Origin of the sequence: Sphingobacterium puteale, from assembly GCF_050986225.1 — a bacterium.
Taxonomy (GTDB): Bacteria; Bacteroidota; Bacteroidia; order Sphingobacteriales; family Sphingobacteriaceae; genus Sphingobacterium; species Sphingobacterium puteale.
The window spans coordinates 5,672,611-5,689,673 of sequence record NZ_CP158959.1 but is presented as its reverse complement, the minus strand read 5'-3'; the positions used below and the strand labels follow the sequence as shown (position 1 = coordinate 5,689,673).

Annotated in this window: 8 protein-coding genes; 2 read left to right on the top strand and 6 right to left on the bottom strand. The window is 40.7% G+C overall.

What is annotated here, in order from left to right; all coding sequences use genetic code 11:
• Positions 1 to 150 precede the first annotated feature (150 nt).
• The 5 genes from ABTV71_RS23855 to ABTV71_RS23835 all read right to left on the bottom strand — a co-directional run bounded on the left by ABTV71_RS23855 (position 151) and on the right by ABTV71_RS23835 (position 11,655).
• Complete coding sequence (locus ABTV71_RS23855; protein ID WP_121126749.1) at positions 151 to 2,481, bottom strand: BamA/TamA family outer membrane protein; 2,331 nt, start codon at positions 2,479 to 2,481, stop codon at positions 151 to 153.
• The gene (locus tag ABTV71_RS23850; protein WP_433901334.1) at positions 2,447 to 7,732 is read right to left on the bottom strand and encodes a translocation/assembly module TamB domain-containing protein; all 5,286 of its coding nucleotides are present in this window, start codon (positions 7,730 to 7,732) and stop codon (positions 2,447 to 2,449) included. Before ABTV71_RS23850 ends, ABTV71_RS23855 begins: the two co-directional genes overlap by 35 nt.
• A 389-nt stretch (positions 7,733 to 8,121) precedes the next feature.
• The gene (locus tag ABTV71_RS23845; protein ID WP_433901333.1) at positions 8,122 to 8,496 is read right to left on the bottom strand and encodes a MauE/DoxX family redox-associated membrane protein; all 375 of its coding nucleotides are present in this window, start codon (positions 8,494 to 8,496) and stop codon (positions 8,122 to 8,124) included.
• 24 nt (positions 8,497 to 8,520) lie between these two features.
• A complete protein-coding gene (locus ABTV71_RS23840) occupies positions 8,521 to 8,862 on the bottom strand; it encodes a DUF4342 domain-containing protein (RefSeq protein ID WP_241254838.1) in 342 nt (113 codons plus the stop codon).
• A 156-nt stretch (positions 8,863 to 9,018) separates the two neighbouring features.
• Positions 9,019 to 11,655 (bottom strand): valine--tRNA ligase, encoded by a 2,637-nt coding sequence (locus ABTV71_RS23835; RefSeq protein ID WP_433901332.1) that lies wholly within the window; start codon positions 11,653 to 11,655, stop codon positions 9,019 to 9,021.
• Between the two features lie 362 nt (positions 11,656 to 12,017).
• On the opposite strand from ABTV71_RS23835, the gene ABTV71_RS23830 reads away from it, so the two are divergent.
• Positions 12,018 to 13,901, top strand: coding sequence for an LTA synthase family protein (locus tag ABTV71_RS23830; RefSeq protein ID WP_433901331.1), 1,884 nt, complete (start codon positions 12,018 to 12,020; stop codon positions 13,899 to 13,901).
• Positions 13,902 to 13,905: 4 nt separating this feature from the next.
• The gene (locus tag ABTV71_RS23825; protein WP_433901330.1) at positions 13,906 to 15,831 is read left to right on the top strand and encodes an LTA synthase family protein; all 1,926 of its coding nucleotides are present in this window, start codon (positions 13,906 to 13,908) and stop codon (positions 15,829 to 15,831) included.
• A gap of 6 nt (positions 15,832 to 15,837) precedes the next feature.
• Here ABTV71_RS23825 and ABTV71_RS23820 read toward each other — a convergent pair whose 3' ends face one another.
• Positions 15,838 to 16,914: a hypothetical protein gene (locus tag ABTV71_RS23820; RefSeq protein ID WP_433901329.1), complete on the bottom strand. Its 1,077-nt coding sequence runs from the start codon at positions 16,912 to 16,914 to the stop codon at positions 15,838 to 15,840.
• Positions 16,915 to 17,063: the final 149 nt, after the last annotated feature.

The window sequence follows — 17,063 nt, the reverse complement described above, 5'->3', positions numbered from 1 at the left end:
AATAATGCTTGAATTTAATGAATTATTATCAGTAAATCAATCAATTTCACTGGAATAACTTGATTGCAAAGATAAAAAAGGTAGCAATTTGATTTTGACCTTAGGTAAATCAATGCATCAAGAGAGTGGGTTAAATGATAGAAATAAATTCTAGAACGGATATCCAATAGCCAAATTGAACATCAGGTTATCTTTTCGCCACTTCGAACTGCCAAAATCTATATCTTTAAACACCCAACGTTCTCCTTTTGGTAAGTAAGGGATACGGAAGGGAATCGAAAAATCCGTCCGGACAATCAGGAAAGTAAAGTCAAAACGTAGGCCGGCGCCACCGCCCACGGCAAGTTCATTTAGAAAGTTTTTACTGAACTTGGCTCCGGGTTTGTTGACATCCTCACGTTGCAACCAGACGTTACCAGCATCAATAAATGCTGCCCAATGTACAAAACCGGCCAGCTTAGCGCGGTATTCGGTATTCAATTCCAATTTGATGTCACCGGTTTGATCAGCATAAAACAGGCCATTGCTCAGTTTTTCCGGGGCAAGGGTTCCCGGACCAATAGCGCGGGCGCCGAAGGCACGGATGCTGTTTGGACCGCCGACATAATATTGTTTCAAATAAGGTAGGGAGCGCGAGTTCCCATAGGAATAACTCAAACCGAGGCTCACCCTTGAAGCTAGTTGTGAATTCTCCGATAATTTAAGATAATGTCTTCCGTCACCGCTTATTTTGATATACTGAGAGAAGTATGCGTCAAATAACTTGAAGGTTTTGCCTTTATTAAAATCCGCTCCCTTGATCAGACCGAGGATATTGCCCGACAGGTCTAAATTTCCTTTGAAATAGAACGTATTCTTCAAATGTTGCTTCATCGTATTCTGGAACGTGAAGTTGTAATTTGGTCCGATCGTAAACTGGGGATCGATCGCATGCCGCAAAGCAGGGATCGTATCCATTTGCTTTTGGTAATTCTCCGAAATGCCTTTCGGCTGTACATAGGTAATTTCCAGTAAAGCCAAATCATGCTGCTTTTCTTCCGATTCCTGCCAGATGTAACCATAGTCCAATGCAATGGAATTGAGGGTATAAGCCTTGCGACGGTTCAGGAATTCGTATCGGCCTTTCACATAGGTTTTGGGAATAAAGCGACGCGAGGGATTGATATGCCCGAAGGGAGAGAGTATCCTCGGAAAAGTTACTGTAGCTTCCATTCCGTAGCGGTAATAACTGGAATTTAGATCCGCATTTCCCCCGGTCTGTGTTTCATATCCGCCAAAGACGTTAAAGCTCAATTGCTCAGCGCCTTTAAATGCATTGCGCAATGTCCAGTTGACGTTTACCTCTGTACCGTTGTAGACTGAAGCCATTTTTCCTAAAAGCTCTACCCGCAACGATTTTTTTGGCAACGGTGTCAGATAGTAGTAGACATCCAGTGCATTGGGGACTTCCTTGCTATCGACAAAATTGTTCTTCACAAATTTCCAGCTATTTAGACTGACCAAATGACTGATTGTTTGGTTGTGCGCCGTACGGTTATAGACATCCCCCGGTTTAAAGAAAATATGATTGGCAATGACCGGCTTCCGAAAGGTACGCCTTCGATCAATAAAATAGTAACTGCTGTCAAAGAGTTCGGCATTGCGCGTTGATCTTTGGTAGCCCGAACTGGTCTCTGTGTAGTTCGGGAAAATATAGATCTTATTGATTTTAGACGGGATCTTCGCTTGGGCAGGTGTTTCCTTTTTTACGGTCACATACATGTCTACCCGATTATTTCGATGTGAGCTATCGACTTCCACCAAAATATAATCCGGACTAAAATAGTAGTAGCCCTTGTTCTTAAGGTCATTGTCAATACGGTCACGCTCATTCAAGATAACATCAAGACTGTAATTTTTCCCTATCTGGAGTAAGCTTTTGTCTGAAGATGAAAGAATATCCCGTCCCAATTGGCTTGTGCTATCCATGTCAAACTTGACCGATTGTATCCTATAGATCAGATTCGGTTTAGCCGTATAATTGATAGTTGCCTTTTTCTCTTCAACCAAGGTGTCTGATTTAACCTCGGCATTGAAAAAACCAATGTTTTCCATGCGGTTACGTAGGAGATTTTCATTGTACTCACGGTTGACGTCGCTCAACAGAACGGGTTCTTCTCCAATTTTCTTGAAGAATCTTTTGATCATGTTTTTGTTGGCGGAATCACCGGCCATATTGTTAAAATATAGCTTAAATGGGACACCTGCCAGACGTTTATTGGGTTTGGGCATCAAGGACGACTGGAGATAGGTCGAAAGTTTTTCCTTGTTCTCTTTTGAAATGGTGTCTGAATCTATAATGACATTACCTTTGACATACAGGCTTTCCCCTTCTTTCAAATTCTTGGTAGAAGAGCAGGATGCTATGATCGTAGTCAGTGTCAATATTCCGATAGCAAATTTCAGCTTAGCTCGCATGATAACTCCTTTCCTCATCTTCATTTTTAATCGCAGTCGTTCTGATCGTATCTAATTTTGTTTTTGGACCCGGATTTTTTGGCGCATTCTTGCTTGAGTCCAATTCTTGTTTACGTTTTTCTTTTTCGCGTTCTTCAATACGTTTTCGATATGCTGGACTATGGAGCATCAAACTGTCTCTAATCACTGTACGTACACTGTCCCGATAGACCGAGTCGGTTTCCATCCGCTCCACATTAAAGCGTTTCCTAAACCCTTTGCTGTCGGTATCATAGTATTCTTTGAGTTTTTTTGAACTCATCCATATCTCTTTAAACTTATTATAATCCATATTAATAATGAATCCGATACCTGTTTCCACATATTGCCCTTGAAGGGTTACCTGATATTGGTTTTTGCGATACATACGGGCAAAATAGCGGCCATCTTGTGAAAGTTGGTAATCCAATTGAATATCGCCAGCGATATTATTGGACGCTTCGCCAGGACGGGTATTGCCTTCAACTTCAAAATTGGAACCTATCGTAATTTTCAGCCGGTCATTGAGGAGCATTTTTGAGACACCGATATTCAGATCTGTCCTTGTCTGCCCAGCCCCGGTAGTATAATCTTCTTCAGAAGTCAAGTTGAAATCCAATTCTACACCCGTAATTAATTCTGAAGCCAAACGATTTAACTGTCCACTCAAAAACGAACTGATGCTGTTTCTGACAATCGCTTCTGTGCCGCCGCCTCCGGATAAACTTTCAAATGGATTAGTCGACATAAATCTTCCCAATACAATGAGTGAGAATACCTGCTTATTAAGTTCTGAGGGGTTTTCGCGGAGGGTAGTCAATGCATTGTTTACTTTACTGACCACGTCTTGGGATACAATAGAGTTGTTCTCATCCAAATCAATGTCAAAACCCAATTGCGGCTGGAAGAGCTTATCCGTAATTTTTAGCAACACGTTGAATGGTACACGTTGTTTATACAAATTTGCGTTTTCCGAACCCAATTGCGTCGCGACTAATTCCAACGTAGGCGCTTTGGTCGTATATGCTGCTGTGATATTCAGTCGTGCATCCAAGGGGTCTCCATTCCAGGTGATGGTACTTCCTTTTTGGAAGGTAAAATCTTTTTTCACAGGACCAAAACTAAACGAGTAACTCCCTTTGTCTACAGTAAATGTTCCGGACAAAGTAATTTTGCTGCTGGCATCTATACCGGCATTTAATTCAGCCTGACCCTGAATATTAAGAGCATCCTGGGAGCCTGCATCCAGAAGAATTTTAAATTTAGCTTCTTTGTCTGTCTGCAGGTTGAGGTCTACATCCATTCCTGTCAATCTGGTAACGGTCATCGAATCCAACTTGGCAAATACATTCGCACGGGTTGTATCACTCTTATCAACAAATTCGACCACCCCTTTGCGGTCAGCCATCCCGGGGTTTTCATTTGGCATGACAAAGGTGAAGTCAGTTTCGTCAAGTACTTTGATTGTTCCATCGACAACAGGCTTATCTAGGTTTCCTCTGATCCGTAGATTGGAGGTTAGGTACATCTTACCATAGAACATGTCGTTGTCTGTCTGGGTAGAGTTGAGCACCTCAAAATTGTTGGTATTGACATTGAGATTAAAATCAAAATCAGTATAGGTTTTTGTATCGATCGACCCCGTCACCTTAGCAATATTTCCTTTTTTGTCTTCCAATGCAAATTTAGGAAAAGTGATTCCGTTATTACCAAAATGTATAGTTTCATCTTTTGCTTTGAAAAGAGCATTTAACATCGCGATATTAAATTGGGCATCTTTAAACTTGACATCGCCATCTATAAGCGGCTTGGAAGGGGAGCCTGTTATTTTTAATTGACCTTCGAGGTTTCCTTTTGACTCCTTCAGATAGCCCAAACTAAATGCTTGCACAGTCTGCATGGTCAATGGCTTAATATCCAAGGTGAAATCCAGACTCGATTCTCCTTTCGGTGGACTGATAAAATCCCCACTTAACACCACGTTGTTGCCATTTTCGCTGATACTGATGTTTGCATTATAGGTGTTTTCTTTTTCATTATTGACTTTGATGTTCACATTTCCAACGGTATCTTTCCCAACATAGAATTTATCGATGACCAGATCCGAAACAAATACAGGATTACTTTCCAGTCGTGATATAGTAGCCTGCCCATTGATGCCACCGCCCAGATCCATAATATCGCTTTCGAGCATTTTACTTATAGTCTCAATACGGAAATTATTGAAGGAAATATTGACAGGCGAATTCAAAACGCTGTCCTGCGAAGTGATACTCAATTCTTGCCCCTTGTTGCTCAGGACAAAGTCTTTTGCCTGAATCCCCGTACTTCCAAATTTGAGCACGTTGGACGGATTTACGGTCCATTTGTCGTAGTTCAGCATGAGTCCGTCCTGTAGTAGACTAAAGACAAAGGCCCCATTGTCCACGCGCATATTGGCACCTAAATGATATTGTTCCTTCTCTTTCTTGTCTTTGATCCATAACCCGAAATCCAGATTATTCTGGATGACCTTACCACTAAACACGGTATTGACTAGTTCAATATTACTGACCTTGATCTTATTGATCAAAGCAGAATAATAAAGGGTGCTATCCAAGGTATTGATATCCAAGGTAACGTTATTTATTTCTGTTCCGTTATAGATTATTTTAGGGGCATCCAGTTTGGCCAATATGGTTTTCGTGGCACTATTGAACATTCCATCTAGGGTGATATCTTTCATTTCTGTCAATTCCGGGACAAAATCCTGTACAAATTTGGTACGGGTCAGCTGCGCTGAAAACTCGATATTCTGTGGTTCATAGGGGGGTACCTTCACCGGTTTTCCAGGTTGATAATAAACTTGCAAAATATCTTGAATAGCATTTTGTAGCTCTAGAATCTTATATTTCCCAACCAAGTGTGCATTGAAAAAAGCAGATTTAAGAAGTAACAAATTTCTGGATGTATCCGATTTTGCAATCAGGGAAATACTGTCCAAGGAGTAATAGGCATCGTTGTAGGCAATGGACGAGTTGGTGATATGTGCCTCCCCATTGAGAAAGTTTGGATCAGCGGAAGTAAAATGACCGACCATCTTACCGTGGTATTTGAAATCGTCCGCCATTAGCTTCAGGTTTTTGAGGTTGATGGTATCCACCATCAATTCAAAATCTACCTGTGGATACTTGGATTTCATATTGGCCGTGGCATCCAGTTTCAGCTTAATATTGGGGTCGGGGCTCACGACCGATGCTTTGATGTCTCCTTTATCTGCAACGAGATTCATATCGATATTCTGATACCGATAACCCATGGCATCCATGCGGTTTACTTTACCATCGAAATTGGCGACAAGTTTCCTGGGATCCGTGCCATGTCCTTTTATTTTTCCTTCAAAGGAAAGTATACCTAAGGTACTGTCCATTTTCATGATCTTCCCAATATCAAAATCGCGGATACTAACAAGAGCATCGTAACTGGTATCTCTGTTTGCCATGCTGACTTTACCGTCAAATTTTGCTGTTCCTTTTTCGGTTACCAATGAAAGATTGGTGTCAAAAGCCGTCATACCGCCTTTAAAGGTACCTGTTAGTCCGATCGTATTCGGCAGTTCGATATTGGCTGGCAGCATGGATTTTGCAACGAGTTTTTCAATATCGGAACGTCCTGTGGTTAATTTTTTTAGATTCAGGTCAATGGACATTTTATCCACATTTGGCAGTCCTTTCAGTCGCATACTGGCGATTATCCGCGTATTGGATAGCGTCTGGAAATCAATATTAGGAATATTGAGGTCGTTTAACTTGCCTATCACGCGTCCATCAATATTAAACTTTTTATCCATCAAAGGTTTCATGACCTGCATCGTATCGAGGAAAGGAGCAAAGTAATAAATGTCACGCATATCGACATGACTCTTTTTGACCGTTGCATTTACATAGATCAGTTCCGGCTTTTTGCTAATGATATCCAGGGAAGGATAGGTGACTTTGAGGTAGTCGCGGATAAGTGTACGTGGTGTTTCCGCATAGAGGTTTTTAATTTCTGCCCCTGTATTTGTATACTTGAAGTCACCTTTGAGCTGTTTAATAACCAAGCCTGAGTGATCGGATGCCGTCAGCTCATTCAGTGACCCACTAATGGAGTCCGCACTATAATATAAGTCGGTTAGATTTGTTTTTATCCCCGGAATTTTAATATTGAAGTAATCAAAGCCTTTCATGCGCGCCTGATTGTCATCTCTGTAGGCCAGACTTGTATTATTGATGCTGATATCCTTGGCAGAGACAACCCACTTAATTTTTGTGGTATCGGCTGTCGTGTCGCCTTTGGGCGGAATTTTCTTTGCAACCTTTCCAAAGAGCACGTCATTATCGGCACCATCAAGTTGGATGGTCTGGAGATCGACAATTTCTTTGTTTAAATCAATCTTGTTGATATCTGCCCGAAGATTCTTTATATTAAACTTGGTTTTCAGAGAACTGGATTCATCCTCATACCGAACCAGGATATTAGTCAGCTCGGCGATCTGTATTCCCACATCCGGAAGGAGCGTCGTTGTTTTTGCTGTCTTGTCCGTAATCCCAAAATCTTCGACCGATGGAGCTGAACCGTCAACGGCCGGCTTCCATTGTTTTACGGTCGCATTCAATCCGTCTATTTTTACCTTCGGTAGGTTGAAGGCCATATTTTTGGTCAGGTCAAATTTTTTAATATTGGTATTTAGCGTGCCCAGATACACATCAGCGCTCGTTCCGATAACATCGTCAGCATAAACGATATGAGATTTATCAAGCTTTACCTTGTCCAGATTAAAAACGAGGGCAGAAGTGGTATCTGCGGTAGGTTTACTTTCCTTTTCGGAGGCAAATGCTTTGACGATATAATCAAAATTAAAGGAACTGTCAGGCAGTGTTCGTCGAATTTTTGTAGTGATCCCTTCCGCTTCGATACTTTGGATTTCTACGGTGTTTTTCAGAAGCTTGAGCATGTTGATGTCCACAGCGATGCTTTTTCCGGCAACGAGAGTGTCCTTGCTCTGATCTTCCATATAGATATCTTGTAAGACTAACTTTTTCGGAAAATCAATATTGATGTAACCGATTTTAACCGGAGTGCCTATTTTCCCTTCGACATAATGCGTTACTTTTCCGGCAATATAGTTTTGAACGGCGGGTATCCGGATCAAAAATACAACTAGAATAATCAGCGCAATTATTACTCCAATAATCCACAATATTGTTCTGAATGCAATTCGGGTAAATCTGTTCAACGTATAATTTGATTTAAGTATCTATTAATAAAAACTAAAACGGAAAAAAGTTTGCAAAGTTTTTCAGATATTAAGTTATATCCCGCCGTTTCAGCAAACTAAGATAAATTTGCTTGTATATGCAAGTTTAATTTCTGCTACATAACGTTTAATTTGCGCTACGTATAGATATATGTAAACCTTGAGCCGCCCCCCTCATCTCGCGCTAAATCGTGCTATTGAGGAGTATCTACAAACCCATCAAATAATTGACCAAACCATTTTTGGAGTATAAAGTTTTTTATTTTTTAATTTTATACTAACAAAAACGTACAATCCCTATTAATTTCTTAATAATAGGAATTTTCCCTGACAGGATCCTGTCGTTTTTGTTTGGATGAACAGGATAATTATGCCATCAGTTTTTTATATTTCCCCCAATTTTCAAATACGACCCATAGCCAAATGACGAAAAGTACGGCCCAGATAATTAATCCCTGTTGGCTATAAAAAACCATATTATGCGTAAAAATACCAATTAGTATTGGCAGAATAACCAGTGCCCCGACAGTTCTTGTTTTAGGGAATAGAAATGATAATCCACCGACGATTTCGATGACACCGACAAGAGGCAATAACCATTTTATCGTGCCGAAAGCTTCAAACACCTTTTGCATGTCCATGTCCATTGGTGGGATAGGCATATAATGAAGGATTTTATCTAAGCCTGCATTCATAAAAAGTAAGCCAAACAAAACACAAACAATATTCTTTAGGATTTTCATGATCGTAAATTTTTTAAGGTCAAATTAGTTGACAGTGATCGTTGTCGGTGGTTCTGAGGGACCATCCTTTTTATCCTCTTCCTTCTTTTCGCTATTGCGCTCTACCGTAATTGTGCATTCGGTAAGCAAGGCTGCCACGGCGCCTATTGCGGCAAATACCGGCGCCAGGATCAGTCCGATCGCGCCAACTGTAATCGGAAAACTCATGATTTCTTTACCATGCTTGTCCGAGATACTGATTTTATTTACATTACCCTCTGCAATGATTTCTTTGATCTTTTGTAAAAGGTTTTCTCCGTTGATTTGAAATGTTTCCTTGAATCCCATAATGATATAATTTAAGTTCGTTCTTATAAAGTTATTCATTTTTTTACAGGAATCCGTATAAAGTTAAAAATCAACAATGAAGCTAGCATATAAAAGGGGTACGATTCTACCAGGCCATAAATGGACAGGAAAGTGCACCTCAAAAGAAGTCCCGCGGGTTTCGCGGGACTTTAAAAAATTATGATATTATGGTTTTTAACCTAACGCCGTTAAACTTTCTTGAAGGATCTTAATTTTAGCCTCTGCGTCTGCCTTCTTGCTTTTTTCGTTTTCAACGATTTCAGGTTTTGCATTTTGTACAAAGCGCTCGTTTGAAAGCTTTTTGTCTACAGACACTAGGAATCCTTTCAGGTAATCCAGCTCTTTTTCGATACGCTCGCGCTCAGCATCGATGTCGACATTATTTTCCAATAACACATAGCATTCATCTTTTCCTGCCAGGAAGCTTGTTGCGCCGGCTACTTTTTCAGTTACAAAAGTGACAGACTCCAGGTTGGCAATTTTTGTGATGATGGCAATGTATTGCCCAAGATCGATATCAGATTGTTGATTAATGGCCAGAGGTAATGCTACTTTTGGAGAAATACCTTTTGAGTTGCGGATATTACGAACTTCGGAAATGATTTGTTGCGCTACCGCAAAATCTTTGATAACCTGCTCATCAAATACGTTGACTTTTGGAAATTCAGCAACAATGATACAGTCCTGCTCCTCTTTTGCGCCGAACAGTTCATCATGCCACAGCTCCTCCGTTAGGAAAGGCATAAACGGATGTACCAATGTCAATACACGTTGAAAGAAAGATGTTACTTTGTCTCGGGTTTCCGAAGCGATAGGAGAACCATAAGCCGGTTTGACTAATTCAAGATACCAGGCGCAGAAATCGTCCCAGACCAATTTATATGTTGTCATCAGGGCATCTGATAAACGGTAGTGTTTGAAGTTTTCTTCAATTTCAGCCAATGCCTGGTTGAACCGAGCATCAAACCATGACGCCGAAATTTTATCTGCTTGCGAAGCCGGAGCATCAATAATCTCCCAGCCTTTTACCAGACGGAAGGCATTCCAGATCTTATTGGCGAAGTTACGGCCCTGGACACAAAGCTCGACATCAAAAGGCAGGTCATTCCCAGCAGGAGCTGTCAATAACATGCCCATCCGTGTTGCATCGGCACCATATTCATTCATTAGATCAATCGGATCTGGTGAATTACCTAAAGATTTTGACATCTTGCGGCCTAGCTTGTCGCGGACAATACCAGTGAAATAAACATTTTCAAAAGGCAATTGCCCACGGAATTCGTAACCCGATACGATCATACGTGCTACCCAGAAGAAAATTATATCAGGTGCAGTGACTAGATCCTGTGTTGGGTAGTAATAGTTGATCTCTTCATTTTCAGGTTCATTGATACCGTTGAATACAGAAATTGGCCATAACCAAGCTGAAAACCAGGTGTCAAGCACATCTTCGTCCTGACGCAAATCTGTAAGCGTTAGACCCGCATTGCCCGATTTTTGCTGGGCCAGTGAAAGTGCCTCTTCGGCGGTTTGAGCAACAACAAAATCGTCGTTACCATCGCCATAGAAGTAAGCAGGTATCTGATGTCCCCACCACAATTGCCTGGAAATGTTCCAATCTGTTACATTTTCCATCCAGTTACGGTAGATATTTTTGAATTTAGTTGGATGAAATTTAATGGTATCATCCATGACATTATCCAAGGCAGGTTTTCCCAGGTCTTCCATTTTCAGGAACCATTGGTTGGAGATCTTAGGCTCAATAACCGCACCGGTTCTTTCCGATGTGCCGACATTATTGGTATAGTTCTCTACTTTCTCCAGCAATCCTTTTTCTTCAAGTTCTTTTTCGATCTCTTTGCGGACTTTGAAACGATCCATGCCGGCATAATGTAAGCCGTTGTCATTTAACTTCGCTTCGTCTGTAAAGATGTCCACAAATTCCAGATCATGCTTTTTGCCGAGTTTGTAGTCATTGACATCGTGTGCCGGAGTTACTTTAAGACAGCCCGTACCAAATTCCAGATCAACATATTCATCCTCGATGATATTCACTTTACGGCCTACAATCGGTACAATTACCTGTTTTCCTTTTAACCAGGCATAACGTTCGTCATTTGGATTGATACATACGGCCGTGTCGCCAAAGATCGTTTCAGGGCGAGTGGTCGCAACAACAATATATTGATCTGATCCTTCAACTTGATATTTCAGGTGGTATAATTTCCCGTTCTTTTCTTTGTAAACAACTTCTTCATCCGAAATATTGGTTTTTGCTTCCGGATCCCAGTTGACCATGCGGTAACCACGGTAGATTAATCCTTTATTGTAAAGATCGACAAATACACGGATTACCGATTGATATAATTCAGGATCCATGGTGAAACGGGTACGGTCCCAGTCACAGGAAGCACCTAGTTTTTCCAATTGTTTTAAGATAATACCACCGTATTTTTCTTTCCATTCCCAGGCATGTTTTAAGAAATCCTCACGCGATAAGGACCTTTTATCAATGCCTTGCTCCTTTAACATAGCGACGACCTTAGCTTCAGTGGCGATGGAGGCGTGATCAGTCCCCGGTACCCAACAAGCGTTTTTACCCTGCATACGTGCGCGGCGAATCAAAACGTCTTGAATGGTATTGTTCAGCATATGACCCATGTGCAATACGCCAGTGACATTCGGTGGCGGCATTACAATCGTATAAGGTTCACGTTCGTCAGGAGTGGACCGGAAAAATCCGTTCGCTTTCCAATAGCTGTACCATTTTTCTTCAGCTTCTTTTGGATTGTAAGTTTTCGCTATGCTCATTTTAAATTTTATATTCAAATTTTTAAGGAATACAAAAGTAAGGAATTCTATGTTATTTTCCTTGTTATCATTGATCTTGTTATTGATTGTAGATCAAAGACGAGGAACTAAAGATGAAATGGGCAAGCATTAGAGATGAAAGATCGAAGACAATGTCTAAAGAGGCAAAAATTAAAAAGTTGGAACCATCCGAATAAGCCGAAGGCTTGTACAAGCAGAATCTCAGTACTCAATACTCAATACTCACTACTCACTACTCAAACCTTAATACTTTTTTAATCTTTTCTTCATATTACTAGTCAATTAGCCAAGTTTTAATGTAAATTAATGTAAATTTGCCTGTTTTATTTTTACACGAAGGGATGCAACGATTTGCGAACGAACTTAGAGCGTTAACACAATATTTCTTGTTTTGGCTAATTGTCTGTTTTTTAGACAGATTTATCTTTATTTCTGCTTTTTTTGAGAAAATAGGGACGGATCATCTGACTGAAATTTTTGGAATTTATTTTCATGGATTAAGCCTTGATTTTTCAGCGGTATCCTATATCTGCGCCCTTCCATTTCTTATTTATTGTATTCTGGGATTCTTTCCAAAGGTTCAGCCAAAGCGTACCATCCTTGATGTTTATACCGTTATTGTACTCGTTTTATTTTTCGTAACCAGCTTTATCAATGTCAATATCTATCGCGAATGGGGCGACAAAATATCGAAACGTGCGATAGATGCTTTCTTGGCTTCACCTTCCGGAGCGGTAGCTTCAGCAGAATCTACACCGGTTTTTCTTCCGATATTGGGGATGTTAGTGGGCATATTCTGTGGCTATTTTCTTTATCGCTGGATGTTTAAAAAGGTGCATTTTTATAATGTTAAATCACCGGTTGGCAATTTTTTTAAATTGGTAGTAGGCGTCTTTGTTCTTTTTACCTTTATTCGCGGGGGCTATGGCCGCGCGACACTAAACCCCAGTAAAGCTTATTATTCCGAAGTTACCTTTTATAATCATGCAGCGGTGAATACACAGTGGTCACTTTTGCGCGATTTTTTCACCAAAAGCACAAAGCTGAAAAACCCTTATGATTTCTATGGATCGGACGATAAGGCTATTCGGGAACAGCTAAAGCCAGTTTTTCAGAGCAAGCCCGATTCGGCAGTCGAGGTATTATCCACCACGCGTCCGAATGTTGTCATCATTATGCTGGAAAGTTTTGTCGGCGATCTTATTCAATCTTTGGGCGGTGAGAAGGGAATTACACCTCATATGGAAGAACTGATCAAAGGCGGGATTTTGTTTGATCATATCTATTCGGCGGCTGACCGTTCGGACAAGGGCATGGTTGCTATTTTGAGCGGATTTCCGGCCCAAGGACCGGAAAGTATCATTAAATATATTGACAAACATGAAAATATGCCTGCCATTGGGCAGGAATTTGATCACGCAGGTTATGAAACCTCATTTTATCATGGCGGACAAAGTGAATTTTATAATTTCAAGTCCTATATGTTGACACACGGGATCTCCAGAGTAGTTGATAATGGCAGTTTTGGACTGGATGCCGAAAGAGCTTCCTGGGGCGTTTACGATCATGTCGTGTTTAATCAGATGATCAAAGATTTTAACAAAGAAAAACAACCGTTTTTTTCAACGATTTTTACCTTGATCAATCACGAACCATTCGAATTAAAGCATGGTTACAAATTTGGTAGTACCAATAATGCAGATAAGTTTAGAAGCACGGCCAACTATACGGATTCGGCTGTTTTCGATTTCATTGGCAAAGCCAAAAAGGAAGCATGGTATAAAAATACGCTCTTTGTAATTGTTGCGGATCATGGACATCGTTTGCCCTCGGAAAAATGGGAGCTTTATCACCCGAATAGATTTCATATTCCGTTGATCTTTTTTGGCGATGTAATTAAGCCTGAATATCGGGGCAAAATCTTCAATCGCATAGGAAATCAAACGGATTTGGCAGCCACGTTATTGACGCAGCTGAAGCTCCCAACCAATAGATATCATTGGAGCCGTGATTTATTCAACCCTACGACATCGCAAATTGCGTTCTATAACTCCAAAGATGCTTTTGGGACAATCACACCCGAACAGGCGGTATCTTTTGATAATGTGGGGCGAATTATCAATTATCGAGCTAACAAAGACTATCCTGCAGCTAAAACAGACAGTATTTTAAATATTGCCAAAGCATATTATCAACAGGTTTATCGTGAATTTCTAAAATATTAACAGGATGAAATTAAGAGGAATACTAGCACCCTATATTGCAGTCGCCATTCGTTTTGCCTTTCTTTTAATCATTTATGCCCTGCTGAGATGGGGATTTTACCTACTGAATTCTTCTTTATTTCCCAACGTAAATGCAGGAAAACTGTTTGTGATGTTTGGCGGGGGCGTTCGTTTTGATACCGTTGCTTTGCTCTATCTGAATATTCTCTACATTGTTATGCAAACGGTACCCGGACCATTCATTTATAATCCCACCTATCAGCGGGTTTCCAAATGGATTTTTGTCGTAGTCAATTCGCTAGGGATCGCCTTGAATTTAATTGACTATGTCTATTATCCTTTTACACTAAAACGGACCACTGGCACAGTATTGAGCCAGTTTTCAAATGAAACCAATTTGTTTAAATTGGCATTTGACTTTTGTCTTGATTACTGGTATCTCCTGCTGGTATTTGCAATGCTCGTTTATGGACTGTCCAAATCGTATCGGTTGATCAAACTCGAACAACCAAAAGGTTATTCCTGGAAGACTTTCCTGGTTCAGGTTCCCTTCTTTTTAATGACCGCTTTTCTTTTTATAGGTGGTGTCCGTGGCGGGTGGGCACATAGCACCCGTCCGATCACTTTGAGCAATGCCGGCGATTACGTAGACACCCCAGAGGAAATGAATATCGTGCTGAATACACCATTCAGCATACTGAAAACTCTAAAGGCTGTGAGCCTCAAACCGAAGAATTATTATCCGGAGCAAGAGCTGGCCAAGATATATGACCCGATTCATCTCCCGCAGACGGATAAGCCTTTCAATAAAAAGAATGTTGTTGTGCTGATTTTGGAAAGTTTTGCAAAAGAGCATTTTGGCGAGCTGAATAAAGATATTCAAGGCGGAAAATATAAGGGATATACTCCTTTTCTGGATTCTCTGATTCGCCATGGCTATACCTTTACTGACACCTATGCCAACGGCCGCAAATCCATCGATGCTTTACCGTCGGTCATTACAGGTATTCCCTCCATTGGTGAGCCATTTGTACTATCGGTGTATTCCGGTAATGAGACCACCAGTCTGGCCAAACTTTTGAAAAAGAAAGGCTATGAAACCGCTTTTTTCCATGGTGCTCCAAACGGAAGTATGGGCTTCTCGGCCTACATGAAACTGGCAGGAATTCAACACTATTTTGGTAAAAACGAATACAATAACGATCAGGATTTCGACGGTATTTGGGGCATCTGGGACGAACCTTTTCTGCAGTTTACGGCCAATAAGATCAACACGTTAAAACAACCGTTTTTTGCGAGTTTCTTTTCACTTTCCTCACACCATCCTTTTAAGGTTCCCGAAAAATATCAGGGAAAATTTCCCAAAGGGCCACTGCCGGTACAGGAACCGATCGGCTATACCGACAATGCCCTACGTGAATTTTTTGCGACGGCCTCCAAAATGCCCTGGTTCAACAATACCTTATTTGTAATCTGCGCCGATCATGCTACGGTAAGTTACCTCCCGGAGTATCAGACCACAGCGGGTGGTTTTCAGATTCCGATTATATTTTATGCACCCGGAGATGGATTGGTCGGCAAAACGGATAAATTGGTCCAACAAATTGATATTATGCCCACGGTCTTAAATTACCTCCATTATGATGAGCCTTATTTTGCATTTGGCTCGGATGCATTTATGCCGGGAAGGGACAATTTTGTGCTGAACAATAATGCAGGAAGCTATAACTTTTATTATAAAGACTTTATGATGTCTTATGATGGTCTTAAACCGGTATCGCTTTATAACATGAAGCAAGATCGGTTGATGAAGCAAGATTTACTTAAGCAGCATCCTGCAATCCTGGATACAATGGAAACCAAGATGAAAGCTTTTATTCAGCAATATAACAATCGGATGATTGAAAATAAGCTGACCTATAAAAGATAAGCCTGCTTATTCCGGTTGCTTTTTCTGAAATTTAGCCCTGATACTCCTGTCGACAACAAATAGGGCAAGGTCATAGGTGATATAGATCAGAGGTAGCGTAAACATGACCAGGAGGATATAACCCCTGGCGTTATGCTCAAAAATGCCATTGACCAAGTAATTTGCCAGACTGGTCCAGAACCAACAAAAACCGTAAAATGACGCCGGTACAATAAGATTTCCTAGCAGCAAAGCATAGCGGTAAGCACCTGTTTTGTATTTTTTGTAGATATACCTGATGTGAAAATAGAGCAGTAGAATGGATCCGATCAGGGCAAGGACTTCGGGATTTATCCAAAGAAGTATCTTTGCGGGGAACGATATTTTTTCGCCTACTTCGATTTTAAAACTGTCCTGTTTTCCGGTGGATTCAATGATCCAGTGAACGAGCGTATCAGTTTGCGCTTTAGGAACACCCAAATCCTGTGCGTATGCCTTCATTTTATTCCCCGTATGCAGGTATAGGTCAATCGGGCCAAAGGAAGACCAGTACTTTGAAGGAAATAGGAGATATTCAATTTGATATTTTGTGAGGATATCCCGACGGTCATAACCCATAAATGCACGGTATTGAACTTTGATGCTGTTTTCACCCTTGTGAAGCTTGGCCGTAAAATAAAATGCGTCACTCAGGTTAATTCGTTCCCATTCCGCTTTTCCATAGCTGATCTCATAATAACCATCTTTGAACCGTAAGAAAGAGAATTTTGTGTCCGATGGATCCAAAGGGACGGATTTAATCTCTTTTTGGTTAATGGTCACCTTTTCTAATCCATCTAAATTGAGGGCAAGGAATACCAAAGGGAAGTCTATGTTTTCCTCCGCATGGATTATATACTCGATATTGAATTGGCTCTTATCATCATAATCCAATGAGTCGCGCACAAGGTGTATATCAATTCGTTCGCGAAGTACTTTCGCTTTACCTGCAGGAACCAATTGTGCTGTGATGCTGTGCGGGCCAAAAGGATTGGCCATATTGGCAGAGAGTGTGAGCACAGCGAGCAAAAGAACCATCGTCAGACTTATTATCTTTCCGTTCATAATGTTTATTTAATGCATTTTCCGTTCTGCCGGTTATAAATACCTGCTAGGCTTATTTGTTTGCTAAGAGGCTATCAGCGAAATCAAATATCCACAGATGAAAGTATAAATTAAAAAGAAGAAATTAAAACCCTGATTTATATTCGCAA